This is a genomic window from Chelatococcus sp. KU-N122 (assembly GCF_055391085.1).
On the sequence record NZ_AP043981.1, the window covers coordinates 8,650,075 to 8,675,935 of the forward strand.

22 protein-coding genes are annotated in these 25,861 nt (G+C 69.6%); 6 read left to right on the forward strand and 16 right to left on the reverse strand.

The window, feature by feature from the left end; all coding sequences use genetic code 11:
* Nucleotides 1-29 precede the first annotated feature (29 nt).
* The 3 genes from ACZ5PO_RS38870 to ACZ5PO_RS38880 all read left to right on the forward strand — a co-directional run bounded on the left by ACZ5PO_RS38870 (nt 30) and on the right by ACZ5PO_RS38880 (nt 2,798).
* A complete protein-coding gene (locus tag ACZ5PO_RS38870; RefSeq protein ID WP_464188659.1) occupies nt 30-608 on the forward strand; it encodes a TetR/AcrR family transcriptional regulator in 579 nt (192 codons plus the stop codon).
* A 157-nt stretch (nt 609-765) separates the two neighbouring features.
* Nucleotides 766-1,914: an acyl-CoA dehydrogenase family protein gene (locus ACZ5PO_RS38875; protein WP_464188662.1), complete on the forward strand. Its 1,149-nt coding sequence runs from the start codon at nt 766-768 to the stop codon at nt 1,912-1,914.
* Nucleotides 1,915-2,000: 86 nt separating this feature from the next.
* A complete protein-coding gene (locus ACZ5PO_RS38880; protein WP_464188664.1) occupies nt 2,001-2,798 on the forward strand; it encodes a GntR family transcriptional regulator in 798 nt (265 codons plus the stop codon).
* Nucleotides 2,799-2,833: 35 nt separating this feature from the next.
* On the opposite strand, the gene bcsN is transcribed toward ACZ5PO_RS38880, so the two are convergent.
* The 8 genes from bcsN to ACZ5PO_RS38920 form a co-directional block, all read right to left on the reverse strand.
* A complete protein-coding gene (gene bcsN / locus ACZ5PO_RS38885; RefSeq protein WP_464188666.1) occupies nt 2,834-4,480 on the reverse strand; it encodes a cellulose biosynthesis protein BcsN in 1,647 nt (548 codons plus the stop codon).
* A gap of 161 nt (nt 4,481-4,641) precedes the next feature.
* Nucleotides 4,642-6,831: a hypothetical protein gene (locus ACZ5PO_RS38890; RefSeq protein WP_464188668.1), complete on the reverse strand. Its 2,190-nt coding sequence runs from the start codon at nt 6,829-6,831 to the stop codon at nt 4,642-4,644.
* Nucleotides 6,816-8,087, reverse strand: a complete 1,272-nt coding sequence (locus tag ACZ5PO_RS38895; protein ID WP_464188670.1) for a glycosyl hydrolase family 8 — start codon at nt 8,085-8,087, stop codon at nt 6,816-6,818. Before ACZ5PO_RS38895 ends, ACZ5PO_RS38890 begins: the two co-directional genes overlap by 16 nt.
* On the reverse strand, nt 8,084-10,663 hold the full coding sequence (locus ACZ5PO_RS38900; RefSeq protein WP_464188672.1) for a cellulose biosynthesis cyclic di-GMP-binding regulatory protein BcsB: 2,580 nt from the start codon (nt 10,661-10,663) through the stop codon (nt 8,084-8,086). The genes ACZ5PO_RS38895 and ACZ5PO_RS38900 overlap by 4 nt, the downstream gene beginning before the upstream one ends.
* Nucleotides 10,664-10,752: 89 nt before the next feature.
* Complete coding sequence (gene bcsA / locus ACZ5PO_RS38905) at nt 10,753-13,002, reverse strand: UDP-forming cellulose synthase catalytic subunit (protein ID WP_464188675.1); 2,250 nt, start codon at nt 13,000-13,002, stop codon at nt 10,753-10,755.
* A 143-nt stretch (nt 13,003-13,145) separates the two neighbouring features.
* Nucleotides 13,146-13,967 carry a cellulose biosynthesis protein BcsS gene (bcsS, locus tag ACZ5PO_RS38910; protein WP_464188676.1) on the reverse strand — a complete coding sequence of 274 codons (822 nt, stop codon included), beginning with the start codon at nt 13,965-13,967 and terminating at the stop codon, nt 13,146-13,148.
* A 266-nt stretch (nt 13,968-14,233) separates the two neighbouring features.
* Nucleotides 14,234-14,515, reverse strand: a complete 282-nt coding sequence (gene infA, locus ACZ5PO_RS38915) for a translation initiation factor IF-1 (protein ID WP_464188678.1) — start codon at nt 14,513-14,515, stop codon at nt 14,234-14,236.
* Between the two features lie 458 nt (nt 14,516-14,973).
* A complete protein-coding gene (locus ACZ5PO_RS38920; RefSeq protein ID WP_188609636.1) occupies nt 14,974-15,183 on the reverse strand; it encodes a cold-shock protein in 210 nt (69 codons plus the stop codon).
* Between the two features lie 332 nt (nt 15,184-15,515).
* Here ACZ5PO_RS38920 and ACZ5PO_RS38925 point away from each other — a divergent pair, with 332 nt between their 5' ends.
* Nucleotides 15,516-16,682 (forward strand): glycosyltransferase family 2 protein, encoded by a 1,167-nt coding sequence (locus tag ACZ5PO_RS38925; RefSeq protein WP_464188683.1) that lies wholly within the window; start codon nt 15,516-15,518, stop codon nt 16,680-16,682.
* Here the strand turns inward: ACZ5PO_RS38925 and ACZ5PO_RS38930 are convergent.
* From ACZ5PO_RS38930 to ACZ5PO_RS38945, 4 genes are all read right to left on the reverse strand, one after another.
* Nucleotides 16,677-17,261 carry a class I SAM-dependent DNA methyltransferase gene (locus ACZ5PO_RS38930; protein WP_464188685.1) on the reverse strand — a complete coding sequence of 195 codons (585 nt, stop codon included), beginning with the start codon at nt 17,259-17,261 and terminating at the stop codon, nt 16,677-16,679. The two genes, ACZ5PO_RS38925 and ACZ5PO_RS38930, sit on opposite strands and share 6 nt — an antisense overlap.
* Nucleotides 17,258-17,992 carry a PIG-L deacetylase family protein gene (locus ACZ5PO_RS38935; RefSeq protein WP_464188687.1) on the reverse strand — a complete coding sequence of 245 codons (735 nt, stop codon included), beginning with the start codon at nt 17,990-17,992 and terminating at the stop codon, nt 17,258-17,260. The genes ACZ5PO_RS38930 and ACZ5PO_RS38935 overlap by 4 nt, the downstream gene beginning before the upstream one ends.
* A 19-nt stretch (nt 17,993-18,011) precedes the next feature.
* Nucleotides 18,012-19,187: an acyl-CoA dehydrogenase family protein gene (locus tag ACZ5PO_RS38940; RefSeq protein WP_464188689.1), complete on the reverse strand. Its 1,176-nt coding sequence runs from the start codon at nt 19,185-19,187 to the stop codon at nt 18,012-18,014.
* Nucleotides 19,188-19,285: 98 nt separating this feature from the next.
* A complete protein-coding gene (locus ACZ5PO_RS38945; RefSeq protein ID WP_464188692.1) occupies nt 19,286-20,143 on the reverse strand; it encodes a bestrophin-like domain in 858 nt (285 codons plus the stop codon).
* A gap of 165 nt (nt 20,144-20,308) precedes the next feature.
* Here ACZ5PO_RS38945 and ACZ5PO_RS38950 point away from each other — a divergent pair, with 165 nt between their 5' ends.
* Entirely contained in the window at nt 20,309-20,773 is a 465-nt protein-coding gene (locus ACZ5PO_RS38950) for a winged helix-turn-helix domain-containing protein (RefSeq protein ID WP_464188694.1), read from the forward strand.
* Nucleotides 20,774-20,798: 25 nt separating this feature from the next.
* Here ACZ5PO_RS38950 and ACZ5PO_RS38955 read toward each other — a convergent pair whose 3' ends face one another.
* Together ACZ5PO_RS38955 and ACZ5PO_RS38960 are read right to left on the reverse strand one after the other, a co-directional pair.
* Nucleotides 20,799-21,539, reverse strand: a complete 741-nt coding sequence (locus ACZ5PO_RS38955; protein WP_464188697.1) for a DUF899 domain-containing protein — start codon at nt 21,537-21,539, stop codon at nt 20,799-20,801.
* Between the two features lie 98 nt (nt 21,540-21,637).
* Entirely contained in the window at nt 21,638-22,582 is a 945-nt protein-coding gene (locus tag ACZ5PO_RS38960; protein ID WP_464188699.1) for an AraC-like ligand-binding domain-containing protein, read from the reverse strand.
* Between the two features lie 187 nt (nt 22,583-22,769).
* Between ACZ5PO_RS38960 and ACZ5PO_RS38965 the strand changes: the two genes are divergently transcribed.
* The gene (locus tag ACZ5PO_RS38965; protein ID WP_464188702.1) at nt 22,770-24,017 is read left to right on the forward strand and encodes an acyl-CoA dehydrogenase family protein; all 1,248 of its coding nucleotides are present in this window, start codon (nt 22,770-22,772) and stop codon (nt 24,015-24,017) included.
* 12 nt (nt 24,018-24,029) lie between these two features.
* Here the strand turns inward: ACZ5PO_RS38965 and modC are convergent, their stop codons facing one another.
* Nucleotides 24,030-25,112, reverse strand: a complete 1,083-nt coding sequence (gene modC / locus ACZ5PO_RS38970) for a molybdenum ABC transporter ATP-binding protein (protein WP_464188704.1) — start codon at nt 25,110-25,112, stop codon at nt 24,030-24,032.
* A 10-nt stretch (nt 25,113-25,122) separates the two neighbouring features.
* The gene (modB, locus tag ACZ5PO_RS38975; RefSeq protein ID WP_464188706.1) at nt 25,123-25,821 is read right to left on the reverse strand and encodes a molybdate ABC transporter permease subunit; all 699 of its coding nucleotides are present in this window, start codon (nt 25,819-25,821) and stop codon (nt 25,123-25,125) included.
* Between the last annotated feature and the right edge of the window lie 40 nt (nt 25,822-25,861).

The window sequence follows — 25,861 nt, forward strand, 5'->3', positions numbered from 1 at the left end:
CTGACCGTCCCGCCGGTCCGGAGCTGGACGTGCGCACGCGCGTGGTCACCGAAGCCGAGCGGCTGTTCCGCGAGATCGGCTACCAGAAGACCACGGTGGCCGATATCGCGCGGGCGTTGAAGATGAGCCCGGCCAACGTCTACCGCTTCTTCGATTCGAAGAAGGCGATCAACGAGGCCGTTGCCCTGCGCGTCATGGGCGAGATGGAGGAGGTGCTGACCGCGGCGGCCCACGGGCCCGGGTCGGCCCGGGAGCGGCTGCGCGCCTTCCTGATCGCCAACCACACCATGAGCGCGGAGCTGTTCACCGGCGACGTCAAGCTGCACGAAATGGTCGAAGTGGCCATGACCGAGAGCTGGGAGGCGATCAAGGCGCACGTCGATCGCGTGCGGCTGATGGTCGAGCGCATGATCGCCGACGGCTGTGCCGCGGGCGAGTTCAGGACCCCGGATCCCCGTGTCGCCAGCCACTGCGTCATGGCGGCCTGGATGCGCTTCTGTCACCCGCAACTGGTGGCCCATTTCGCCGAGAAGCCCGAGCCGACCGACGAGCAGATGGTCGAGTTCGTCCTCGCCGCGCTCGACAGCCGGCCCGCGCCGGCGCGCTGACCCGCCGCCCCGGGCAGGCGGACGTCCGCAGCACGGCTCCCGTCCCTACGCCGCGCCCTTCGGTCGCCGTCCCCCCGCGCCGCCCGCGCGGTGCGCCCCCTTGCGGCCAGGCCCCCGATCGCGCATTCAGCACGATGCGTAACAACGGAGGCGGCGCATGGCTTATCGCTCGAGCTGGATGACGGAAGAGCTGGACAGCTTCCGCGAGCAATTTCGCCGCTATCTGCAGGCCGAGCTCGCGCCCCATGCCGCAAGCTGGCGCGAGGCCAAGCTGGTCGACCGCTGGGCGTGGCGCGGGCTCGGCGACATGGGCGCGCTGCTGAGCAGTGTCCCGGAGGCGTACGGCGGCATGGGCGGCAGCTTCGCGTTCGAGGCGGCGGCGCTGGAGGAGCTCGAGGCCCATCTGCCGGAGATGAGCACCAGCGTCAGCGTGCACAGCGCCATCGTCGCCCACTACATCCTCGCCTATGGCTCGGAGGAGCAGCGCATGCGCTGGCTGCCGAGGATGGCGACGGGCGAGCTCATCGGCGCCATCGCCATGACCGAGCCGGGCACCGGCTCGGACCTGCAGAACGTCCGCACCACGGCCAAGAAGGACGGCGAATCCTACGTCATCAACGGCTCGAAGACCTTCATCACCAACGGCCAGAACGCCGACCTGGTCATCGTCGTGGCCAAGACCGACCCCAACCAGGGCGCCAAGGGCATGTCGCTCCTGGTGCTCGAAGCCGAGGGCAACGACGGCTTCAAGCGCGGCCGCAACCTGGACAAGATCGGCCTCAACGCCTCCGACACCTCCGAGCTGTTCTTCGAGAGCGCCGTGGTCCCGGCCGAGAATCTGCTCGGCGGACAGGAGGGACAAGGCTTCTACCAGCTCATGCAGCAGTTGCCGCAGGAGCGTCTGGCGCTCTCGGTGCAGGCCGTCGCGGCCATCGAGCGGGCCATCGACCTCACCATCGACTACACCAAGGACCGCAAGGCGTTCGGGCAGCCGCTGATCGCGTTCCAGAACTCCGCTTTCAAGCTGGCCGAGCGCAAGACCGAAGCCTTGATCGCCCGCGTCTTCATCGACCATTGCGTCGAGCGGCTCATCGCCGGCGACCTCGATGCCGTGACCGCGTCCATGGCCAAGTGGTGGACCACGCAGAAGCAGAACGAGACGGTCGACGAGTGCCTCCAGCTGCACGGCGGCTACGGCTTCATGCAGGAATACGCCATCGGCCGCATGTTCGTCGACGCTCGCGTCCAGAAGATCTACGGCGGCACCAACGAGATCATGAAACTGTTGATCTCGCGCTCGCTCTGAGACCCACGCAACCGTCGTGGCCGGGGCCCTCGCAGCTCCCCTCGCCCGGCCATGACGCGCACGCAGGGCTGCGGCCGGTCCCGACGATGACCATTGGCCTTTTGGCCGATTTGCCCAGACCCGCGGCAATCTCTATAAAAAACAAAAAAAGCTCAAACCGTGTGCGGGACATGGATATCGAACGGAGCCAATTGGGGGGAGTGCGCACCGAGAGCCTTGCTCTGCAGGCCTACTGGTACTTCCGCCGGCAGTTGATGGCCGGCAGGTACAAGCCCGGCGAGAAGATCAAGCTCAAGGACGTCAGCGAGGAGCTCGGCATCAGCGCCACGCCCATCCGCGAGGCGCTCGGCCGGCTTGTGTCCGAGCAGGCCCTGTTTCAGATCGATCGCCGCTCCGTGCGCGTTCCCGTCATGGATGCCGAACGCTACAAGGAGATCAGCGACATCCGCATCCTACTCGAGGGCGAGGGGGCGGAGCGCGCGGCGCGACGTGCGACCAGCAGCGAGATCGAGCAGCTCGAGGCCATTCACGAACGCCTCTGCGTCGCCAACGACGAGGGGCGCGCAGGCGACATGATGGCCGAGAACGAGCGCTTCCATCAGGCTCTTTGCGGCATGGCGCACATGCCGGTGCTGCTGCGCCTGGTCGAGAATCTCTGGCTGCAGTGCGGGCCGACCATGAACGCCTTCCGGGACTATCCGCCGCGCGCGCCGCGCGCCAAGCACGCGCATCTGCGGATCATCGCGGCGCTGCGCGATGGCGATGGTGTCCGCGCGCGCCAGGCCCTTGCCGTCGACATCAGCTACAGCGTCGACCGCATCCTGAGCTACCTGGCCGAGGAAGCGCGCCGCCATGACGCGCCGGAGCCCGAAAGGGTCGCCTGACAGACCGACGGCTGCAAGCCGGAGCGTCGGCCGCGTTAATTTCCCGGCCCACGATAGGCGCGGCTCGGCAGGCTGGGATCGAGGCCGCCGCTGCCGGACTGCCCGACCGTGCCGGGCGCCGCCGGCAGCCCCGGGCCGGTCGGCGTCGACGGGCCGGCCGGCGGCAAGCCGGTCGTCGGGCGGCCCCCCATGGCCGAGGGTGCCGGCACCGCGGGCATCGGCAAGGTGCCGGCGGCACCGGATGTCGATGGCCCCGGCTGGCCCTGCACCGGCGCCAGATAGCGCGGGCCGCCCTGATACTGGTCCTGGCCGGACGGCGGCGCCGTCGTGGACAGCTGCGGATCCCTCGGCGACGACCGGCGGACGACGCGCGGTTGGGCCGGCCGGCGGCTCTGCCGCACCGCGGGCCGGGCGGCCCGGCGGTAGGCCGGACGGTAGTCGCGGCGCGGCGCTATGGCGCGCTCGAACAGGCCGGGCTGCCTGGTCTGATAGCGTCGCGCCGGCCGGCTGTAGACGGGGCGGCAGGGCGCGAACCAGCGGTCGAGCAGTCCGGCCTGCCGCGTCCGGCACGGCTCTGCGGCGGCCTGATCGTCCGCCGGCTCCGCCGCGGGACCGGGGCCCCGGCCCGCGTCACGGCGATCGGCAAATGGCGCCGCCGAGGCTTCGCGCAGCCGCGCCGAAGGAGGGACCGACGAGCTGCCGAAAATCGGCCCGCTGCCAAGGCCGCCGATGCGCTCGAGGAGGCCGCGCCGGCGCTCGGCTTCGACCGGGGGGCCAGCATCCGCGGGCGCGGCCGTCGCCGCCGGGCGCGACGGCGCCGCGGCCCGGCGCTGATATGACGAGGTACCGCCTGCGCCGAGGATGGGGGCGCTGCCGGAGCTCGCAACTGCTCCGATGCTGCCGGTGGGGGTCTCGTCGGGTGCGCTGGCCCAGCCCTGCAGGCGGCCGATCAGGCCGCCGACCCCATTGGACGCGCTCTGGCCGAGAGGCGAGCCCGCAGCCACGCGCTCGGGGCCCCAGACGCGGTCGAGGCTCGCCGGCGCGCCGATGACGACCTGTTCGACATAGCTGGCGAGCTGGTCGAGCGTCGCGTCGGCGCGGCACAGCTTGACGCGCACGCTGGCGCCGGCGCCGCCGCCCAGCAGCCCGCCGCCGCCGCGACGTCCCGTGCCGCGCCGCAGATCGTCGACGGTCTGCCAGGCGAACAGGCAGCGCCCGCTGCCGCCGGCCGAGCCGATGGCGATACGAAAGGGGCCATACGGGTTGCGCATGATCCGGGACGGCACCGCGTCCATGGCGACACCGGGAAACCGCGCTCCGAGCTCGGAGGCGATCGCCGCCTCGCTCGGCGGCGCCTGGCCGGAACCGATATCGATGTCGATGCCGTTGTCGCCGACGATGCCACCGGCGAGGACGACCTGCTGGCTGAAGCGGCCGGCCGTACGGCGCTCGCGTACGTCCGTGATGCGTCCTGCTGCCGGCGGCAGCGATATGATGGCCGAGGTCGCGCCGACAGCCGGAGCCACCTGAGACGACGACGCTGCCGCCGCGCGTGGCACGGGCAATGTCTGCACATCGGACGGAACGGAGAGGCGGCCGACCGGCGCCTTGTCCAGATAGGACGATGGCGGCCCGCGCAGCTCGGTCGCCGGTTCGGCGTGCGCGGTCGTCGCTGTCAGCAATCCGGCGGCGACGATGAAACCTGCACGCCGCAACGGCGCCGACAAAGGGACGGGCCAGAACGAAGCGCCAATCGACCCAAGGCGCGCCCACGTATGGCGCTTGGCCCTCACCGCATCGCATCGACCGGTGCGCGGAGCGTCGAGGTCGTTGTGTACGGGAGCTAGCGCCCCCCTATGTACTGGTCCGCGTGGCGCTGATCGGCCCACAGCGTCCCAGCCGGCGCATTCTGCGCCGCATACGGCGGCGTTGTGGGGTCGGTCCGTCCGTTCCATGCCGGCAGCAGCGCGAATCCATAGCGTTCGTAAGGCATCGGCCCGACACCGGGAACGCGCCTCGCCACGAGCGGCCAAGGCCCTCGGTACGGTTCCTGCGCGAATCGGACTGCTCCCCCGTAGGCAGCAGACCCCGCGGCCGTGTTGGCGTCAACCCCGGCGCCGGCCCGCGGGACGGCCGCAAACCGCAGCGGATTGGCCGGATCGACGCTGATGGGAAACTCGTTGCGGTCGAGCTTGGGCATCGGCGGTATGGGTTGACCGGGCAGTTGCCCGTAGCCCTGGCCATACGCCGCAGCCCCCGACGGCGTCGGGATGCGGGCGTCCTGCGCCGCGTACTGCTGCGGGCGCTGCCCGTAGCCTTGCGTGATGTAGGGTTGCGCGCCGGTCGCAGCGACGCCCGGGATGGTCTGGTCGGCGAAGGCCGTTCGCTCGCGGCGGCTGCGCCGGTCGCGCCGCTCCGCCTCCTGCTGGTCGCATGGGCTCGGCGGCCGCACGACACCGTCCGGGAAGACCAGCTCGACCACCTTGTAGAAGAGCCCGTCGTATCTGTTGGCGATGACCATCTCGTCGCTGCGCCGCTTCAGACGCTCCAGCGTTATGGCATAGCCGTAGGCCGTGGGCTCCTTCGGGAACCAGGCCATGGCGCGCTCGAACCATTGCAGCGCGACGTCGTATTGGCAGGAGTTGTAGGCGTACCAGGCGAGGCCCTGGGCGGCCTCGCCCGATGTCGTTTCCATGGCCACCTGGCCGTAGCGCGCCAGGCGCTCCGGCTCGATGTAGGGCGGAACCGCCTTGGTCAGATCACGCTCGAGGATGTCGACGTACAGGATCAGGTTGTTGATCAGGGCGTTGCGCCAGGCGTAAGAAACCTCTTCGGCCTCCCGGTACATCTTGAGGTTGACCAAGGTCAGCGCCAAGCCGTGCGCCACCATGGCGTCGCCGCCCTTCTCGATGCTGACCTTGAACCAGCTCAGCGCCTGCTGATAATCTTGGTGGTTGTAGTAATACCAGGCAACCACCGACGACTGATTGGGATCATCGCTGCGCCGGGCGTAGTCTTCGAAGGATTGCAGCTCCCGCACGTCGATATCGGCGGTGCGCTCCTCCTTCAGGTAGGCGCTGATGCGGCCGCGGGTGATGTCGATGGCGATCGGATCGAACTCGTTCCTGCCGTTCACCGTCCGGGCCATGGCGACGAGCTTGTCGACGTCGTTCATCGGCAGGACGGCCATCGCCTTCTGCACGGTCGCGAGCCGCTCCTTGGGGACGTTGTCAGTGTCGAGGAGCGCCTTGTAGGTATTCAGGGCATCCGCAGGAAATCCGGATTTCGCCTGCGCCTCGGCGATCAGCCACAGAATATCGACGTCGATGTCGCTCGGCGGGATGCCCGACTGCTTGATGTACTGGACGATCTGCTTCTGCTGCCCGTCCTTCGACATGCGCTCGACGGTGAGCCGCAGCTCCTTGCGCCGGAGCTTGCTCATCAGGTCGCGCGACGGCTGCCAGCCCGGATCGGCCGACATCTTGGCCTTGATCGCCTGCCTGAGCTCGGCGATGCGGTCGGCCGAATAGAGCGCCCAGAACGGCTCCTCGTCGGCGGTGTTGACGTCCGCCGCCTGCCAGATATCCGCCGGCGGCTTCCAGCCGGGATAAAGCCGCTGGATCCGGGTGATCTCCGCGTCGGCGCGCTCCTTCTGCCGGCTCTGCACGTAGTAGCGCAACGCGCTGAGGTCCGGCTCGCCGGCGGGGCCCGGCCGCATGGTCGGCTCCCCGTCGGCAGACAGGGTGAACAGCGGCGCGTTGAGCGGCAGCGGCGGAGGCTCGGCCGTCTGTTGTCTCGGCCGCGCGCGCTGCTGCGGTTGCGAGCCGGCGGACTGCGGCTGACCGGAGGGCTGCGCTTGGCCGGAAAAGTTCAACGGCGCGAGGGACGCGGGGGGCGCCGCCGACTGTCCCCGGACAGGCGAGGCCGCCCCGAGGACGCCGACGACGGGCAAGGCCGCGGCCAGCGCCCAGGCGCACCGGCCAGCAACCGCAGCAGCGCGCGCGGCCAGGGCGAAGCTCAGCCGCTCAGACACGACGGATACCTCATCTGGACGGCGATGATCGACAGGAGATGCAGCATCGCCGGGTAGTAGTTCTCGTTCGCTTGCAGCCTACCGAAGTCGCGGGGCACCTTGGCTCCATTCACCGCACAGAACGTCAACGCGACGATGGCGTTGTAGCCGCCTTCCGACAGCCCCTGCGTGGTCCGGCCCGAGGCCGTATCGATGGTCGACACCGGCCGGTCGCGGTTGGCCCACAGGGCCACGAACGGCGCATAGGTGTTGCGGTCACCCAGGCCTGCCCACGCCAAATAGAGCGGTACGCGGATGGCATTGTAGCCGAAGCTCTCGGGAAAACCATCGGCGGGCTTCAAGGGCTCGCCCCTGGCCGACACCCACTCGATTGGCAACTGCGACGGCCCGAAACGCCCCTTGGCGATCAGCTCGACGCCGCTGCGGCTCAGCCCCGCCCAGTCGATCTCCGGCGCCACCAGCGGCAGGCGCTGGAACGCCGGAAACACCCAATAGGAGACATTGATCACCGGCCCATCCGGCCTGTTCTCGGCAGCGAAGCCGAAGATGGAGGGCAGCAGCAACGCGCCCCAGCGCGTCTTGAACAGGATGGTCTTGCGCCCGACCTCGACGGCGATGCGGCGCGCTTCGGTCCGGTAGGCCACGCTGTTCCAGAGCTCGCCGGCCTCCGCCAGCGCCCAGGCGACGAGGATGTCGCCGTCGGTCGCATTGTTGATGTCGCCCACGCCGGGCCGCTTGTCGGGATCCCAGCGCCAGGCGAGCAGCTTGTCGTCGCGGACCATCAGGTTGGCCCGAGTCCACCCCCAGATGCGATCGAAACTGACCCGGTCGCGCGCCGCAACGGCCGCGACCATGGCATAGCCCTGGCCCTCGCTGTGGCTGATGCCGCCGTTGCCGGTGTCGATGACCCGCCCCTGATCGGTGACGAAGCGAGCCCGGAACGCATCCCAGGCCTCGGTGCTCTTGAGCGCGCCGCCGAGCGGGATCGCCCGGGAATCGAGCTTGAGCTCCTCCGGCTCGGGCGCGTCGGCCGGGCGCGCGGCCTGCTCGTCGGCGCCGGAGGGGGTGTCAGGCGCGAGCAACGGCGGCGGGCCACCGGACGGTGCGGGGCCGGCCGGCTGCGGAATCGGCGCTTGCAGTGGCGGCGTCTGGGCCGATGCCGGCAACGCGGCACAGAGCGTGCCCGCGGCCAGCGCAACCAGCAGCATGGCTGTGCGGCGCGGCGATCGGCGGATGGCGCCCGCGGGTCCGCTCATTGCTTGCGACCGATGTTGCGCAACAGCCACGTGGTGGTGCCGCCCAGGAAAATGGCTACGAGCAGCGACGAGATCACGTAGACGCTGGGGTTGTGCGAGAGCCAGCTGGCGACGATGAGACGCGTGTTGATCAGCGAGAAAGTCTGCGTCGACACGAACCTGGCCGCCGTGGGGGGGACGCGCAGCACCGTGCCGTCGGATGCATCCAGGAGGGAGGCCTGCCCGCCGATCTGCCGCCAGACCGCCGGATCCACCAGGCAGGCCATGGCCTCGCTCAGGTCGGGGCCCGTGGGCGCCGTCACCACGACCAGCGAATTGTCGCCGGTGCTGTCGAGCAGGCCCTGGGCGAGCACCAGGCTCGTATCGGCGGTGACCGGCGCCGCCGCCGGCTTTGCCGGCTCGTCGGTGACGAAGGAGCCGACGCCGCGAACCGCGTCGCCCCCCCAACCGGCCACCGTCCGGAACAGGTTCGCCACCTGGGCGAACACGCTGGTGCGGCCGTGGATGTTCTCGTTCCACTGATCCAGCACGTCGCCGGCGCGCGGCGGCGCCCGTTCGAGCGGCTCGCCGGCATCGCCCGCGGACGGCGAGCCGCCCGGAGGCGCTGCGGCGGTGGCCCTCTCCTTGCCGAAGATCCGCATGCGGCAATAGCCCGGGCGGTTGCGCGTCAGCGATACCCGCTCGCGGGCCACCGATTCGAAGCGGGTGAGATCGGACTCGGCCGGGCGGCCCGGCGTGTCGGTGCGCTGGCGCCAGGCGGCCAGCACCGTATCGGGACTGAGGCCGACGGCCGTCAGCGTCTCGGGGGTCAGACCGTTGACCGGGGCAACGACGACGGTCGAGCCGCGCCCATTCGTGGGCGGCGTCAGCGTCACCTCGAATTTGATGGGCCGCCCCACGGCCAGCGCGAGCTGGGCGGCAAGCGTCGCCGCCGCACCCGTCGTTTCCTTGTCCGGCATCGGGATGAACAGATTGGCCGACGAGCTCTGCGCGAGCGGAAAGCCTGCCGACGCGAGCAGGCCGGTGTTCGGCAGCCGCGCGATCCGCGCGATCCGCGGCAGGATGATCTGGCTGGTATCCAGCAGCAGGAAGCGCTTCTTGGCGTTGATCGCCGAGAGCGGGTCGCAGCTGGCGTCCGACCGGGTGGGCACGCGCGCCAGGATCTCGATGCGGTTGAAGCCGGGCCTCAGGTGACCGAGCGGGAACGGAATCTCGTTTTGCCTGAAGACGTCGCCGTTGCGGCGCGGCAGGATGATCGTCGCGGCGTCGCGACCGTTCACGCTGACCGAAATCTGCGGCTCGGGCCCGAGATCGGCGGCGTATCCGCCATCCAGGGAGAGCACCACCTTGGCATAGTCCGCGCTGTAGAAATCCGCCGGCATGACGAGGTCCAGCGACTGCCGGAACAGCCGGCCGCTGAATTCGGTGCTGGGGACGTTGAGCTTGCTCAGCGAGATGCGCTCGCCGCCGGCCACCCGCAGGCCGCGATTGACCGCCAGCGCGGCAAGCCCACTCCCCGTGCCGCGCGGCTCCTGCATGGCCGCGAACTGGGCCAGCGCGTCCTGCAGCTCGCTGGGGGTCGGCCCGGTCACGACCAGCATGGCGCGCCGCTCCGCCGTCGCCGGCAGCAAGGCCACGGTGGGGCCATTGGCGGATCCCAGCGCCTCGATGCCGGGCTGCTTGGAGATCTCGGAGTAGAGCCCGACGAGCAGGTTCATGCCGCTGTCGCCCCCCGCGGCGGGGCCGAAATCGACGATCGGTTGCAGATAGCGGGTACGCAGCGCGATGCTCTGGACCGCCCGCATGACCATGTCGACGTTGGCGAGCGACGTCTTGCCGGGAATCACCGCACGGATGGGGAAGGCGCCCTGCGCATCCGGCGAAAGGCTCGCGATGTCGGCGGCCACCAGGCCGCTGTCGTTGGCGCCGTAGATAAGCAGCCCGGTGTTGCCGGGGTCGATCTGCGTCCACAGCTCGTACGTGGCGCCGAGCGAGCAATCTACGCGATGACGCATATCGGCCGTGAGGCGCACCGAATTCCAGCCCGGCCGCAGCAGGTCGCCGGGCACCTCGAAGACGACCTGCCGGGCGCCGTTGGGCGCCTGCAGGTTGGTCTGGCCGACGACGGCGTCGTTGACCAGGACACTGAGCACCGACGCTTCCGGCATCACCGAGATCGCCGTCAGATAGCTGACGCGGATGCGGACCTTGGCGTGCGCCTGGCTGTCGGTCAGATAGATCGGCCATTCCATGGCGTCGATTTCACCGCGCAGCCGGAAGCCGTGCAGGTTGACCGGCATGCGGTGCAGGACCCCGCCCTGCTCCCGCCAGACCTCCTCGGGCACCGGGTCCGCGGCCCGGGCGCTCGCCGCCGCCGGGACGTCGTTGTTGGAGCGTGGCAGGAACGAGCGCGTTCGCTGGCCGGCAACGCCGCTCGGCGGAGCCCCGAACACGGCCCGGTCGCCGCGGATGACCGGGCTCGGCGCGGACGCGGCACCGGGAGGATTGTCGGCAGCCTGAGCCCGGGCCGATTGTGGGGGAGCGAGCCCCACGGCGAAGGCCACGGCGCCAAGCATGATCGACGTCCGCCGGCATCGCGCCCATGCGTCGACCACGGCGGTACGGCACCGGGCGGCGAGCCGTCGGAAGGGCATCGCCGTGCGCATCAGCGGGCGGCCAGCGCCGTCGACGGATCGGTGCCCTTGACACCGTCGCGGCCGAGCTGCCGTCCGGCGGACGTGGGGCTGGTCGGCGCCGGGGCCGCATTGGCCGCCTTGAAAGCGTAGCTCAGGGCCCGGATCGGGCCGACGACGCCCCAGCGGATCATCGTCGCCGTGCCGCGGAACAGGTCCATATGCTTACGCCGCGCGGCCAGCCACTTCATCATCGCCTCGCTCTGGCCGAACATGAGGTCGGCCAGCACGGCATAGTGGCGGGGCTCGAGGCTCTCGAACGCCAGCGTGTAGACACCGCGCTCCGTCGGCAGGCTCTGGTTCTCAAAGACCACGGGAATGCTGTCGCGCGTCGGTATCGTCCCCACGGGCTGGATCAGGAGACGGCCGGGATTGCGGCCCGTCGGTAGGTTCTTGGGCACCTCGCCCATGGCGCGCGCGACGCAGTCGCCCGCCGAGACGTTCTCGATCACGACCGGGATCTTGTGGCCTTCGGTGACTAAAACTCCCCGCCGGTCGATCGTCAGGCTCGGCTGCCGGCCGGTGCTGCGCCGTTCGGCGACGGCGCCGAGTGCCGCGCCAACGATGATCAGGTTGAGCGCATTCCACAGCCCGACGATGATCATCGCGGCACTGACGCCCGGCTCGAACAGGAACCGGTAGACGGTGACGATGGCGGCCAGCAGCAGCAGCCCGAAGATCACGAAGAACGGCCAGGCGAGATCGGACAGATGATCGTCATGCAGCACGTCGCCCTTCACGGTGACGTTGAAGCTGGGCTTGCGCGGGCTGACGATCACCGAGGCGATGGCGTTGATCAGGTACACGCTCTGCAGCAGCTCGTAGAGCTCGGAGACCCAGGGCCAGCGCACGCGGCCGTACAGGTAGTTCTGCAGCATGAGGCTGGCGACCATGTAGGTGAAGGTGAACGCGATCGACTCGTCCACCGTCGCCACGAAGATGCGCACGTCGAAGAAGATGTAGAGCAGCGGGACGAACAGGAAGATGAGCCGCGATACCGGGAAGAACCAGAAGCTCATGCTCGACAGGTAGGAGATCTTCTGCATCAGCCCGAGCCCGCCCTTGAAGGCCGGGTTCTTGAGCATGAGGATCTGGAACATGCCCTGGCACCAGCGCGTGCGCTGGCCGATGAAGGAGGCGAACGTCTCCGGCTGCTGGCCGGCGATCATCGGCTTGTCGACGTAGATGCTGTGCCAGCCTCTGGAATGGAGCTCGAAGGCGGTCTCGCAATCCTCGGTGATGGTGATGCCGTGAAAGCCGCCCGCGCTCTCGAGCGCGGTGCGGCGCAGCACCGCCGCCGAGCCGCAGAAGAACGCGCCGTTCCATTTGTCCAGGCCGCGCTGCGTCACCGAATAGAACATCTCGTTCTCGGCCGGCATGGTCTTGAACGTGCCGATGTTCCGCTCGATGGGATCGGGGTTGAGGAACACGTGCGGAGTCTGCACCAGGAACAGCTTCGGATCGTCGGCAAAGTGGCCGACCGTTTCCCGCAGGAAGTCGCGGAAGGGCACGTGGTCGGCGTCGAGCACCAGCACCAGCTCGCCACTGGAATGCTGCAGGCCGTTGTTCATGTTGCCGGCCTTGGCGTGCTCGTTGCGCTCGCGCGTCAGATACCTGACGCCCAGCTCGGCGCAGAGCGATTGCAGGGTGGCCCGCCGCTGGCGGGCCGCCAGCGCCTTCTCCGGCTCCTTGTCGCTGCACTTCTGGTCGGTGCCGCCGTCGTCGAGCAGCCAGACGGTCAGCTTGCTCGGCGGGTAGTCCATCGCCTTGGCGGCCGCCAGCGTCAGCGCCAGCAGGCTAGGCGCCTCGTTGTAGCTCGGCACGAAGACGTCGACGGCGGGCAATTCGCCATCCGGCAGACGCCGGGCCCGCTTGCGCTGCAGGGGATCGGCGTTGATCAGCAGCGTCATGCCGAGGAAGAAGACGCAGTACAGCTCGCCGAAGAGAAGCAGCAGGCCGGCCGAGAAGCCGAGAGGATCGCTGGCCGGCGGCAACGTGTCGGTGATGCGCCAGAAGGCGTAGCGAATGACGAGCAGGGTGCCGAGGGCCAGGAAGATCTGGCGCGACAGGAAGCCCGTCGTGAACAGCCACAGGCCGATCATGACCGCGATCACGGCCAGGCCAAGCACGAGCTGGATCGGAACGCCGACCGGCAGGGTCAGGAACACCAGGGTGACGAACCCCAGGGAGCCCCACGCGATCCATCGGAAAGCTGCAATCATCTCACGCCGCTCCCAGTCGCCCCGTCCTCGCACGAACGGACTTTCCAAGAGGTGAACTGCAGCAAAACGATGTCGGTCGCACCCCCTGCCCCGACAGACCCGTAAGCCTACCGCACTACCCCCCAGGCTCGGCCGGGATTTGCTCAGAACGTGACACGGGAGTCAAACAAAACGTAGCCGCCTGGGCCACGCTTACTATCCCTCATGTAGCCGCCGGCAAGGCCAAACTGGAATCTGCCCAAGGTCAGGCCGGTCAGGTGAAGGCCGAGGCGCCATTGGCGGTAGAAATCGTCGCCAAGATAGGAGAATTCCGGACCGATGAATGTCTTATCGAACAGTGCATATCCCAACTTGAAGCGAGTATAATATGCATTGTGCAACGACGAATAGGTCGCATATGCCGTGGCGAGCGTATAATCCGTCGGGTTGGCGTATATCTCGCCGACCACACGCACACCGAAACCGTGACCACGTGTGTCGTTGTCGGGGTCGTTCGGGTTCAGCTTGATGTTCTGATAGTTGAAACCGATGTAAGCGGCGGCGTGGACGTCCGGCTCGGCCCATTCATAGCCGATGAGGCCCGAGGCGCCTTGCTGGTTGCCGGTGATCTTTTCGCCGTTGGTGGTGTAATCGAAGGTGCCGATCTGGCCCTGCCCGCGCACACGCCAGCCCGACACCTGCTCCAGGTCGCCGGTCAGCGCCGCGGTGACGGACGTGTCGACGAACAGCGAGCCCTTGGTCGTGGCGGTGACCGACGTGTCGACGGCGATGATGGAGCCGCCGGCCTGGGTCGGCGTCGAGCTGTAGCCCGACGACCAGTCGGTGGCATGAGCCGGCGCCGACACGGCTGCGGTCGCCATGGCGACCCCGATCGCGATCGCGCCCCGCCGTCGCCCGCGCCCCGACCCTCGGGGGCGCGTGAGCCATTCGCGGACGCGCACCGGTCGTGTCAGAGCCTGATCCATCGTTGGGTCCCATGACGAGGTCCGGCAGAATCGCAGGCTGCCTGGCTTCGTACTGGGTGACCCAGAATGGTTAATCGGGCGTTAAGGCGCTCATTTGCAAAGCGTTTTCGCAATCTGAGAAACGCCCGCAGCGGTTGCGTCGGGCAAATGCCTCAAGTCCACAGGGCGGCCGCCTTGCGGCTCGCCAGGACGGCCCGGGACCGGCCGCTCTCCATGTTCCGCGTCATGGCCGAGCTTGACGCGGGCCCCATCCACACCCGGCGCCGTCAACGCCGCCGGAACTGTCCGCCGCCCCGCGGCGGCGGGCGGCCCGGCCCGGACGACCGCTCGTCCTTGTGGCGATAGACGAGGCGCGCCTTCTCAAGATCGTAAGGCGACATCTCGACGGTGACCCGGTCGCCCGCCAAGGTCTTGATGCGATTGCGCTTCATGCGCCCCGCCGTATAGGCGACCACCTCGTGCCCGCTCTCCAGCTGGACGCGGAAGCGGGCGTCCGGCAGGATTTCGGTCACAAGCCCTTCGAATTCGATCAACTCTTCTTTCGCCATGCCAAACTCGCAAGTGGGAGGGCACGCAGAGAGCCGCTCCGGGTAGCGATGCGCTTGCCCAAGCCAATCTCGTCAAGTCGTTCGGCTCGACGGGTCATTTGCGGCAGACGGCATCTGTCGGGCTGCCTCCCTGACGGGGACGCCCACGAACCGCCGCTTAGAGCACGTTTCGGGACGATCTTAAACCCAGGCCTGCATCCAGTGAGATATGCGGCAGCCCGAAGCGGATCAAGGGACCGGACGGCGGGCCGCGGCCGAGCGCGCCTCGCGACCGAGCGGATTCGCCCGATTGGAGAAAAGCGCTTCAGATTCAAAAAGTTGGAACATTTCCATCCGAGCCGATCACCGCCTCTGATCGGGACATGCTCCAGGTGCGCCCCGCCGATCGCGGCGCCCCACAAACGAAGCGCGCGGCCTTTGGGCAAGGCCGCGCGTCGGAAAACCGAATTTGTTGAGGCTTACGCGGCCTTGAGGTTGGCAGCGGCCTGCTTGCCCGTGCGGCGGTCCGTCTCGATCTCGTAGGAAATCTTCTGCCCCTCGACCAGACCGCGCAAGCCGGAACGCTCGACAGCGGTCACGTGCACGAACACATCCTTCCCACCGGCATCCGGCTGGATGAAGCCGTAGCCCTTTTGATCATTGAACCACTTGACGGTTCCCGTCTCCATGGAATGTCCTTTCTGACGGTTTACGCGTACGGCCGCAGACGCCGATCGGGCGCCTGAGGCCTCATGTCTCGATGTTTGGGGATAGAAGGAGCGTGCGCCTCACGAGGCTACTCGGCCCAGTCGTCCGGCCAAATGTCGATCGGGCTCAGATACTTCCGAAATGCGTCCAATGCAAGGCGGCTCCGCCAGGGGGCCCGGAAGCCAGGCGGGGCCGCATCCGGCCTGGACGGCGTCGGGCTCGGAACCAGCGTTTCCCGCGCGCGTTAGGCCCCTCGCGTCAACATTTCCGTCACCGCCGCGCTCTTCCAACGGCGGCCTTGGAGTTTCATCCCGTGAGCTGCGTAGGGACACGCGCCGATCGCCTGCTATCCACCACGTACCCCTTCGCCGAGCCCGCCGCGGTCGTAGCGATTCCCGCTCGCAACGAGGCGGAGCTGCTGCCCGCCAGCCTCGACGCGCTGTTCGCCCAGCGCGACGCTCAGGGCCGGCCGCTGCCTGCCGATGCGTTCGGCATCCTGCTGCTGTTGAACAACTGCGACGACGCCAGCGCTTCGGTGGCCGCGCATTGTGCTCGGGCCTCACCGCGCCCCGTCCATATCGTCGACGTCCGGCTGCCCGCGGAGACGGCCCATGCCGGAACGGCCCGGCGAGCAGCGATGGATCTGGCCAGCGATTGGCTCCGCGCCGCGGGGCATGACAACGGCGCGATCCTGACCACCGACGCGGACAGCCGCGTGCCCGCCACATGGGTCGACGCCAATCTGGCCATCCTGGCCGGCGGCGTCGACGCGGTGGCCGGGCTCGTAGCCCTCGCCGCGCACGACGAAGCCGGGCTGGGGCACACGCTGCGGCAGCGCGGCGGCTTCGAGCAGCGCTACCAGGCCCTCCTAATGGAGGCAGCGGCGCGGCTCGATCCCCTGCCCCATGACCCCTGGCCGAACCATTGGACGGCGTCGGGCGCCACGATCGCGGTGACGCGCACCGCCTACATGGCGGTCGGTGGCGCCCCCATGCTGCCGGTCGGCGAGGACCGCGCCCTCATCGGCGCGCTCGTGGCGCATGGATTCACGGTGCGGCACGAGCCGTCGATCGTCGTCACTACATCCGGGCGGCTCGTCGGCCGCGCCGGCGGCGGCGTGGCCGATACCCTGCGCCTGCGCCGAGAACATCCGGACAGCCCGTGCGACCCAAGGCTCGAGCCCGTCGTCTCTGCCCTCAGCCGCTACCGGACGCGCAACCATCTGCGCCGGCTGCATGGGGCCAAGCGGACTGCGACCCTGGCGGCGGCACTGGGCGAATTGGGCATGCCGCCGATCGACGCCGCGAACGCTGCGCGCCTTCCCTGCTTTGGCGCCGCCTGGAATGTGGCCGAAGTGGCGAGCCCTGCACTGGTCTATCGACCGCTCGCCCCGGCTGCGTTGCCGGGCGCCATCGGGCAAGCCGAGATTGCGCTTGCCGCATTGCGTCGCGCGCGGCCGGCGCCGGGACCATCATCATGACAGCCGGGCAACCAGATCCAGCCGGTAAGCCTCCGTCCGGCGTTGCAGCAGCACCGGCGCCACCGGCACCATCCTCGCCATGACCAGCTCCGCCGCCGCATCGCCTGACAGGGGATAATCGGTCTCGCCCAGCCAGTGCACCAGCACGAGATGGCCGCCGGGCTCCAGACTGTCGCGCAGGCGCGCGCACAGGCGGTCCACATCGGCGGTAGCGAGGTAGTAGACCACCTCGGACAGTATGATCAGATCGAAGGTCTCCTCGGGCCACTGCCCCGGAACGGCTTGGCGCGCGAAGCGGACGTGCGGCCGGTCCGCGCAGCGCCGCCGGGCCGCGGCGAGGGGCTCTTCGGCGATGTCGACCGCCAGCAGGCGGTCGCAGCGGCCGGCCAGCGCCGCTGTCAGCACGCCGATCGAGCAGCCGACCTCGAAGGCGTTGCGGTAGCGATGACGCGGCAGGGCTGCAAGCGTCGCCGCGTACTTGGCCTGCTCGTAATCGCTGGTGGCGAACGACCACGGGTCCGGGTCGGCGTCGTACAGCGCACGGAAATAGGCAGCGCCGAGGCTGGTGGCCGCCTTCACGCGCCGATCTCCAGAAAGACTTCATACGGCCGTTCGACATGCACGAGCAGATCCGCCTCGAGGCGGAAGGCGTCGGGGTCGTCGACGATGATTCGCCCGTGCTGCGAATCATGGGCGGCGATCGCGGCGTGCTTGGCCGCCTGGTAGGAGCGGATATCGACGCGGAAGCCGGCCAGTGGCCCCTTGTCCAGCTCGGCGGACTTGGGCAGCGTCCAGCCCCAGACTGGATAGGCAAGGAGCCGTCCCGGCCGCATGCGCATGGCGAGCTCGACAATGGCGAAGGACGCCTGGTGGTCGCGGTGGGGGTCGTGATGCCAGGCCGCGCAGATGGCGGAGGCGCCGATGCCGTCGGCGATGTCAGCGATGGCGCGCGCCGCCCGGCTGGCCTCGGGCCCCGCGCTCGGCACGAACTGGTCCGGCAGGGCGAGGAAATGCACGGCGCGCGGCGACATCCCCAGTTGCTCCACGGCAGCCAGGGTCTCGGTCTCTCGCAGACGGCGCAGCCGCGAGCGCGGATGGCTGCGCGAGGCCGGGTGCGAAGCGGAGCCGTCGCTGACCACGACCACGGCGACCGCACGTCCCTCCGCGCCGCATCTGGCAATGGTGCCGCCGCAGCCTATGCTCTCGTCGTCGGGATGGGGCGCGACGACCACCAAGCCGCCTGGCCCGAAGGCCTCGAGGCCGCGCAGCGGCAGCTCGGCCGCCTGCAGCAGGAATGTTCCCAGCTTCACTGTCGTGCTCCCCGCCCCGTCAGGCCCCGCGGGCATCCCGCCAGAGATCGCAGCTCGCTGCCGGGCTGGCCAGGACGCGGCCGGCCGCGACCGCCAGGGCCCGATCGGGCGCAGGCTGCCTCAGATAAGTGGCAAGGTCGCGGCCGATGCGCTCGGCCGGGTGGTGGCGCAGGAAGCCCGCCAGACCAATCGAGCGCGACACGTGCTCCATGACATCGAGCGCCGCCCGCTCCACGGCCGTGCGCGCCAGCGCCAGGTAGGCGACGACCCGCTCGGCCTCGACCGCGGCGTTGCGGTGGAACGCCATGTCGGCGGCGCGCTCGACCCAGAGCCGCGCCGTCTCCACCGCAAGAGCCGCCTGCCCCGCCCGTGCCAGCTGATGGGGATCACCGTCGCGCCCGGTGTCGCGCAGATGCAGGCGCAGCTCATCGAGCAGCCGGTCCATGCCGCCGAGCTGCACGGCCAGGAACCGCCAGGCCCCGGCAGAAAACAGCGGCTCGCGATGGTAGTCGCCGTCGGCGCCGAGAATGTCGCTGCGCGCCACCTCGAGCCCGGTGAAATCGTAGCTTCCGGTGGCGGAGGCACGCATGCCGTGCGCGCGCCAGGCGGAGAGATCGGCGCGAGCCGGATCGCCGTCGAGCCGCGGCATGACCATCAGGAGCTGGCCCGCCGGCGTGCGGGCGGTGACGAGCGGCTGCTCGACGAATCCCGCCCCCGAAGCGAAGGTCTTGGCGCCGGCGAGGATGGCGCCGTCGCCACGTGGCAGCATTTGCACGCCGCCTCCGGGCGCCTGCGTGTTCCACACGCCGAACAGACGGCCGCGCGCCGCCTGATGGGCGAGCCGCGCCAGCTGCCCAGGCGTGCCGTAGGCGGCGACCAGCTGGATGGCGTTGACATGGCCCTCGAAGAGGCGGCCGACGGCGAGGCTTCCCCAGCCGATCAGCGACAGGACGAGGACGCCGTCCCGCGCCGCGCCTGCCGTGGTGGCGAGCCCCAGCCCGCCGCAGGCCACGGGAAGCGGCGCCCGCAACAGGCCGAGCTCGGCGAGCTCGGCCAAGTCCTCCTCCGGGATGGCACCGTCGGCGTCAAGCGCGGGCGCCCGATGGCTGGAGCGCGCGGCGAAAAGGCGCGCGTTCTCGATCAAGGACTGGAGATCGAACGCCTGCGAAGCAGGTGCGGGGACGGCTCGCGGCATGGAAGGCGAAGTCGGCGGTGACGGGCTTTGTTCCCGCTCCTGGCGCGGACCGGCACCGGGCGCCGCGCCGCGAAAGCGGCCCCCGACGAGCGGGGCGCCTACGATGGCGGGCGGGCAACGGGCGCCAGCTGGTGCACCAGGGCGTTCTTGATCGGCTCGGGCGAGATCGAGCAGATGCCGCCGAAGGGTTCGCCCATGTCGAGGATCAGCGCCATGGCTGCGGCGACCGAGAGGGAGCACACGAACATCGTTGCCACCGTCAGCCCGTTGCGGGGCGAGAACAGGCCGAAACTGGCGAAGGTCAAGGTGATCCAGGCGGTCAGCACGATGATCACGATCGGCGTCGCGCTGCTCGTGTTGCCGACGACCACGCGCCAGCGCATCTCGACGAGATTGCGGTAGAGGTCGATCATGGCACCTTTGATGGACTGCTGCCGCTCGTCCTCGGCGGCCATGGCGCGGATGTCGTCGGCGACCCGCCCCAGCAGGGCGAAGGATTTGGGATCGTCGATCCTGATCCGGGAGGCGTCGTCCGGCCAGGTGTCCTCGAGCGACAGCCGCGTATAGGCGACGAGGTCGGCCCGCGCCGCGTCGGCGCCGGGGCCGAACCGGCGGAAGGCGCTGTCGAGCATGATGATGTAGGTCGAGAACTGGCGGATGTTCTGATTGGTCTCGTCGAACGAGCCCTTCACCGAGGAGATCAGCAGCCCCAGGATGAGCGACGTCATGGTCGCCACCATGCCGACGGTGAGTCTCACCACGTCCCGGGTATCGGCAGAGCGATGGCTGGGGCGCAGACGCTTGCCATAGATGATCGCGAGCATCGCGCCGCCGAAGACGGCGACGAAGACGACGAGGCCGATCAAGAGTGCCAGGTCCACCATGCGGCGTGCGCCGATCCCGCCCGAGTGCTTCGCCGTGTTGTTGGCGGGATGGGGCGGCAGGGTCAAGCCCACGCCCCCAATCCCGCCAACGGCGCCGGCCGATCCGACCGGCGAGAAACGCTCCAGATTCAAGATGTTGGAGCATGCCTGCCGACTCGGACAATCCCATCTGATCTGGAAAGGCTCTAGGCAAAACAGGCGCGCGGCTCTAACTGGTCGGATATCACGGGTGCCCCCATGTCCGATCGTGTACCACCCCTGCCCACGCCGGCTCCGGCCGCATCGCAGACCCGCCAGGAGCGTCCGCTCGGCCTGCACCTGCGCATCGACTTCGCCGGTGCTTCGCCCCAGGCCCGTATCGGGCCCGGCAAGATCGCGCTCCTGGAAGCGGTGGGCCGAACCGGCTCGATCTCGGCCGCCGGCCGGTCGCTCGGCATGTCCTACCGGCGCGCGTGGCTGTTGATCGATGCGGTCAACCACCTGTTCGACCGCCCGCTGGTGGAAGCCATCGCCGGTGGCCGCTCCGGCGGCGGCGCACAGCTCACCCCGTTCGGCGAAGAGCTGGTGGCGGCCTACCGGGCGCTCGAAGCCAAGATGGTGCGCCAGGCCGACGCCGACCTGAAGGTCTTCGCGGCGCACGTGGTGGCGAGCGCCGTCGGCGGGACCAACGACGCCCGGGCCGCCGAGGAGGCGCGCGACTGAAGCGAGCAGCGCCGGCCGCCGCCGCTCAGGCGCTCCCCTCGTGGCAGGCCCGCGCCGCCGGCGCCGTCTCGTACTCGTCGTGGCGGCGCACGAAATCCATCGTCGACCGCTCGTTGCGGCCCTTGGGCGCCCGATCGAGGATCATCAGCGCGCCAATGAGCTGCTCGGGCCCGCGCGCGTAGCTGGAGTAGGTGTGGAACACCTGGCCGGCGTCATCCTTGTAGAAGGCACTGACGCCGGGCAGTTCGTCGAGCCCGTTGCCGGCAGGCATCCGCGTGAAATTGTACTCGATCGTGCCGCTCTTCAGCTCGTCGGCCGCGAACGATACGTGGAAATCGAAATTGAAGTCGCTGCCGTGCGACGAGACCCAGGGGAAATGCCAGCCCATGCGGCGCTTGTAGGCCTCGATCCGGGCGAGCGGCGCCCGCGAGACAGCGACCAGCGTCACATCGTGATGATTGAGGTGCGGCAAGGCGCCGTCGAAATGATCGGCGAGGAATGAACAGCCGGGGCAGCCCGCGTCCCAGTCGGGGCCGAGCATGAAGTGATTGACCAGCAACTGGCTGCGGCCGTCGAACAGGTCGGCCAGCGTCTTCTCGCCGGCCGGCGTGTCGAAGCGGTACACCTTGTCGAGCTTCACCCACGGCAGCGCCAGCCGCTCCGCATTCACGGCATCGCGCAGCCGCGTCTCCTCCTTCTCCCGCAGCAGCAGCGCGCGGCGGGCCTCGATCCACTCCTCACGTGAGACGATGGCATGGTTCTGCATCGGTCAACTCCATCCGGTTGGCTTGGTTGCGGTTGGTTTGGCCTCCCGCCACAGGACGAATGACGTCCGCGCCTTCCGACACCCGACGTGTGCCGACATCAGCCGCGAAGCCTATCCCGCCGGTAGACGCTGGGGCTTTGCCCGACGGCCGCCTTGAAGGTACGCGAGAAGGCGGCCGGATCCCGGAACCCCCAACGCTCCGCGATGTCCAGAATGGACAGGCCCCGGCACGCCGGATCGGCGAGCTGGGCCATCGCGCAGCGCAGCCGCTGGCCGCGGATATGGCTGGCCAGCGTCAGGCCCTCGGCCGCCAGCGCCTCGAACATCGAGCTGCGCGACACGCCGAGCCGCGCGCAGATGAGCTTGGCGCCGAGATCCGGGTTGCCGATGTCCGTCGCGATGAACTGTTTGATCCGCTGCGCCAGCGCCGCGCGGCTGCGCGCCGCTCCGTCCGCAGACAACCCGAACGCCAGGGCGCGGACCATGAGCGCCGACAGCTGGTCCTCGACCAGGTCCTCCATCGGCGCGAGGCCGTCGAGGTCGGTCGACAGGGCCAAGATGTAGCCGGCGACGAGGCGGCCGATGCCGCGTCGCGCCGGGATCGCATTCGGCAGGCCCGGATGGCGCCCGATGACGCGGCGGAGCGCATCGCCCCGGATCGCGACGCAGACGATGTCGACGCCCTCGGCGAAGTCGAGCGCGAACGGCTCGTTCGTATCGACGAGCATGACATCGCCCGGGCGCACGCCCGAAGCCTGGCCGCGCTGGTGAACGATGGCGTCGCCGGAGATCATCAGGTTGGCGAAGAAGGTGCCGTCCTGGCGCCGCGCGATGCCGCCACGCGTCCTGTGCACGATGCTCTCCAGGCTGCGCACGCGCGAGACCGACAGGCGCTCTGCCGCCCCCATGTCGATCGAGCCGGTGAAGAATCGGCTCGCCCGGTTCTCGGGCTCGAGCGGCAGGTACGCCTGCGACACGGCTTCGCGCCAGTAGGCGAAGCCCTCGCGCGGCGCAACGTCGGATGTGGTCCAGGCTGCACGCATGGCCGGTAGCCCTCCCGGGCCGCTCGCGACAAGACTAGCACACTTGCCAGGCAAGCAGCAGGCCAGACGCGCGGACGATTTGCCAAGTATCGCGGACGCGGCGCCGAGGACACGGCCGGCCGGATCGGCATGATCGACTGAAAGCGCCCGCCGCTTTCGCAGCGGCGCGCGGAGGCGAGGTTTTGCGATGCCGATCGATTTCACCCCGACACCGGAGCAGAGCGCTTTGCGGCTGCAGGCCCGGGCCTTCGCCCATGACGTCCTCTCCAAGGTCGATGCCGCCACCCGCGCGTTGCCGACGCCTGCGGAGCGCTTTGCCGCCACGCGGCCATTCTACGAGCAGATGATCGCCGCAGGCTTCCTGCGGAAATGCATTCCGGTGGCCGCCGGGGGCGACTGCGCGAGCCTCGTCGACCTGGCCATCCTCTCCGAGGAACTCTATGCCGTGAACCCCAGCGTGACGCTGACCATGCTGGGCAGCGTCCTCGGCCTCACGCCGCTGCTGCTGGGCGGTACACCCGAGCAGCTCGGGCGGTTCCTGCCCCCGTTCCTGGCGACCGAAGGCGCGCCGCTGGCCGCCTTCGCCTCCAGCGAGCCGGGCGGCAGCGCCAACGCCGGCTCCCCGCCGCCCGGCGAAGGGGTGAGGACCACGGCACGGGCCGAGGAGGGCGCATGGGTTATCACGGGCCGCAAGCAATGGGTGTCCTCGGCGACCGGCTGGGACGGCAAGGGCGCCGACCTCCTGTGCGTGGTCTGTCGGACCGACGCTGCGGCGCCGCCGTCGAGCGCCATTTCCATCATCGCGGTGCCGCGGCCTGATCGCGGGCTCGTGCTCGAGCACGTGCAGGAGTCCATGGGGCACCGGGCGCACCTGACGCCGCGCTTCCGGCTGGACGAGGTGCGGGTGCCGGCGGACCACCTCCTCGGACGCCTGGGCGGCGGCCTGGAGCTCACCGAGGCGAGCTTCACCGGGACGGCGGCGCTGGTCGGCATCTTCGGCGTGGCATTGATGCGCGCGGCCTTTGCATTCGCTCTCGACTTCGCCCGGGCCGAGCACCGCGGCGGCGCGCACCCGATCATCGAGCACCAGGCGGTCGGCTACGCCCTGGCCGACGCCAAGACCGCGATCGAGGCGGCGCGCTCCCTGGGCTGGCGCGCCTGCCACGCCCTGGACGCCGGTTCGCCCGCGGCGCTGGAGCTCGCCCTCGAGGCCAAGGTCTTCGGTTCGGAAACGGCGGTCCGCGTCATCACCGACCTGATGCGGATCGTGGGCATCGACAGCTATGACCACGCGCTACCGCTGGCGGGCCTGCTCGAGGACGCCATGGCCCTGCCGCTGTTCGACGGCGGCAACATGGGCGTGCGGCGGCGCCAGTTGCACACCCTGCTGCGAACGCCGGGCTACGATGCGCTCGCTGCGTCGGGCGTCGCCTGAGAGGCGCCCGCCTCAGCCGATCAGGGGCCGCTCGTCGAGCGCCACGGTCTTGACCAGCGCATAGACGCGCTTGCCCGGCGCCAGCGCCAGGTCATCGACCGCCTTGCGGGTGGCGGAGGCCGTCAGGACGCCGTCGCCGTCGAGCGCGATGCGGATCGCCACGAGGGCCGGCCCCTCCGGCTCGATCGCCGCCACCTGGCCGGTGAGCACATTGCGGATGCTCATCTGCGCGGGCCTCGCCGTGGCGACGCTCACGTCGGTGGCGTGGATGATGACCCGCGCCCGCCGGCCCATGGGCGTGAGTTCGGCCGGCAGGTTGAGCACGCCCGCCGGATGGTGCAGCGCCGTCAGCCCATAGGCCGCGTCGACGGCCCCCAGCGTGACGTCGAGCACGGTCGCCTGCGCGAAGCGGTCGCCGGGTTCGGCGAGCCCCAGGGTCTGCTGCGGCGAGCCGACGGCGACGACGCGGCCGGCCTCGATCACCACCACCGTTTCGGCGAGGCGCGCCACCTCGGCCATGGCGTGGCTGACATAGACGATCGGCGTGCCGAACTCGTCGCGCAGACGCTCGATCAACGGCAGGATCTCCGCCTTGCGCGCGTCGTCCAGGGAGGCCAGCGGTTCGTCCATCAGCAGCAGGTGCGGGCAGGCGAGCAGCGCCCGGCCGATGGCGACGCGCTGGCGCTCTCCGCCGGACAGCCGCGGCGTGCGTCGCGCCAGGAGGTCGCCGATGCCGAGTGTCTCGACCACGGCGTCGAAGCCGATGCGACGCTCGGCGCGCGGCGCGAACACGCGCCCGAACAGCAGGTTCTGCCGCACCGTGAGATGCGGGAACAGCTGCGCGTCCTGAAACACCAGGCCGATGCGGCGCCTGTGCTTGGGCACGTAGATGTTCTGCTCGGTATCGACCAGCACGTGCTTGTCGCCGAGGATGATGCGGCCGCGGTCCGGCCGGTCGAGCCCGGCGATGAGCCGCACCAGGGTCGACTTGCCCGAGCCGGAGCGGCCGGACAGCGCGACGATGCCCGGCCCGCCGGCGAACTTCGCCACCAGATGGAAGGCGCCCTGACGCTTGTCGACGTCGACGGAGATCATCGCCGATGAATCATGCGTGCTGGGACACGCGCCGGGCCGCGCCCCGCTGCACCAGCTCCGCCGCCACCAGCGCCGCGACCGCGATGAGGATGGCGATGACCGTGAGCCGCATGGCTTCGGCATCGCCGTCCGGCACCTGGGTCGCGGTGTAGATCGCCGCCGAGATGGTCTGGGTCTCGCCCGGGATGTTCGAGACGAAGGTGATGGTGGCGCCGAACTCGCCCAGCGCCCGCGCGAAGCAGAGAATGGCGCCGACGATGATGCCGGGCAAGGCCAGCGGCAGCGTCACCACGAAGAAGGTGGTGACCGGCCCGGCGCCCAGGGTGCCTGCGGCGTCCTCCAGGCGCCGGTCGATCGCCTCGAAGGCGAGGCGGATGGCGCGCACGCTGAGCGGCAGGCCCATGATGGCGCAGGCCAACGCGGCTCCGGTCCAGCGGAACGAGAAGACGATGCCGAAGTACTGGTCGAGGAAGGCGCCCACCGGCGCGCGTCGGCCGAAGGTGATGAGCAGCAGGTAGCCGGTCACCACCGGCGGCAGCACCAGCGGCAGGTGGATGACCGCGTCGAGCAGGGTCTTGCCGGGGAAGCGGCCGCGCGCCAGCAGGTAGGCGAGCGCGACGGCGATCGGCAGGCTGGCGAGCGTCGCCCATCCGGCGATCCGCAGGCTCAGGTGGATCGCAGTCCACTCGGCGGGCGAGAGAGTGGGCAAGGTGCTGTCGTTCCTGGTGGACGGATGGCCGGGTCAAGTC

Excerpts from the sequence above, each read along its gene's own strand:
- ACZ5PO_RS38900 (WP_464188672.1), bottom strand. The coding sequence starts at position 10,663 with ATGCTTGGCGCCGTGGCCTTCGCCGTGGGGCTCGCTCCCCCACAATCG.
- ACZ5PO_RS38895 (WP_464188670.1), bottom strand. The coding sequence starts at position 8,087 with ATGAGCGGACCCGCGGGCGCCATCCGCCGATCGCCGCGCCGCACAGCC.
- ACZ5PO_RS38940 (WP_464188689.1), bottom strand. The coding sequence starts at position 19,187 with ATGCCGCGAGCCGTCCCCGCACCTGCTTCGCAGGCGTTCGATCTCCAG.
- ACZ5PO_RS38920 (WP_188609636.1), bottom strand. The coding sequence starts at position 15,183 with ATGGAGACGGGAACCGTCAAGTGGTTCAATGATCAAAAGGGCTACGGC.
- bcsS (WP_464188676.1), bottom strand. The coding sequence starts at position 13,967 with ATGGATCAGGCTCTGACACGACCGGTGCGCGTCCGCGAATGGCTCACG.
- ACZ5PO_RS38880 (WP_464188664.1), top strand. The coding sequence starts at position 2,001 with ATGACCATTGGCCTTTTGGCCGATTTGCCCAGACCCGCGGCAATCTCT.
- ACZ5PO_RS38950 (WP_464188694.1), top strand. The coding sequence starts at position 20,309 with ATGTCCGATCGTGTACCACCCCTGCCCACGCCGGCTCCGGCCGCATCG.
- bcsA (WP_464188675.1), bottom strand. The coding sequence starts at position 13,002 with ATGATTGCAGCTTTCCGATGGATCGCGTGGGGCTCCCTGGGGTTCGTC.
- modC (WP_464188704.1), bottom strand. The coding sequence starts at position 25,112 with ATGATCTCCGTCGACGTCGACAAGCGTCAGGGCGCCTTCCATCTGGTG.
- ACZ5PO_RS38965 (WP_464188702.1), top strand. The coding sequence starts at position 22,770 with ATGCCGATCGATTTCACCCCGACACCGGAGCAGAGCGCTTTGCGGCTG.
- ACZ5PO_RS38875 (WP_464188662.1), top strand. The coding sequence starts at position 766 with ATGGCTTATCGCTCGAGCTGGATGACGGAAGAGCTGGACAGCTTCCGC.
- infA (WP_464188678.1), bottom strand. The coding sequence starts at position 14,515 with ATGGCGAAAGAAGAGTTGATCGAATTCGAAGGGCTTGTGACCGAAATC.
- ACZ5PO_RS38960 (WP_464188699.1), bottom strand. The coding sequence starts at position 22,582 with ATGCGTGCAGCCTGGACCACATCCGACGTTGCGCCGCGCGAGGGCTTC.
- ACZ5PO_RS38955 (WP_464188697.1), bottom strand. The coding sequence starts at position 21,539 with ATGCAGAACCATGCCATCGTCTCACGTGAGGAGTGGATCGAGGCCCGC.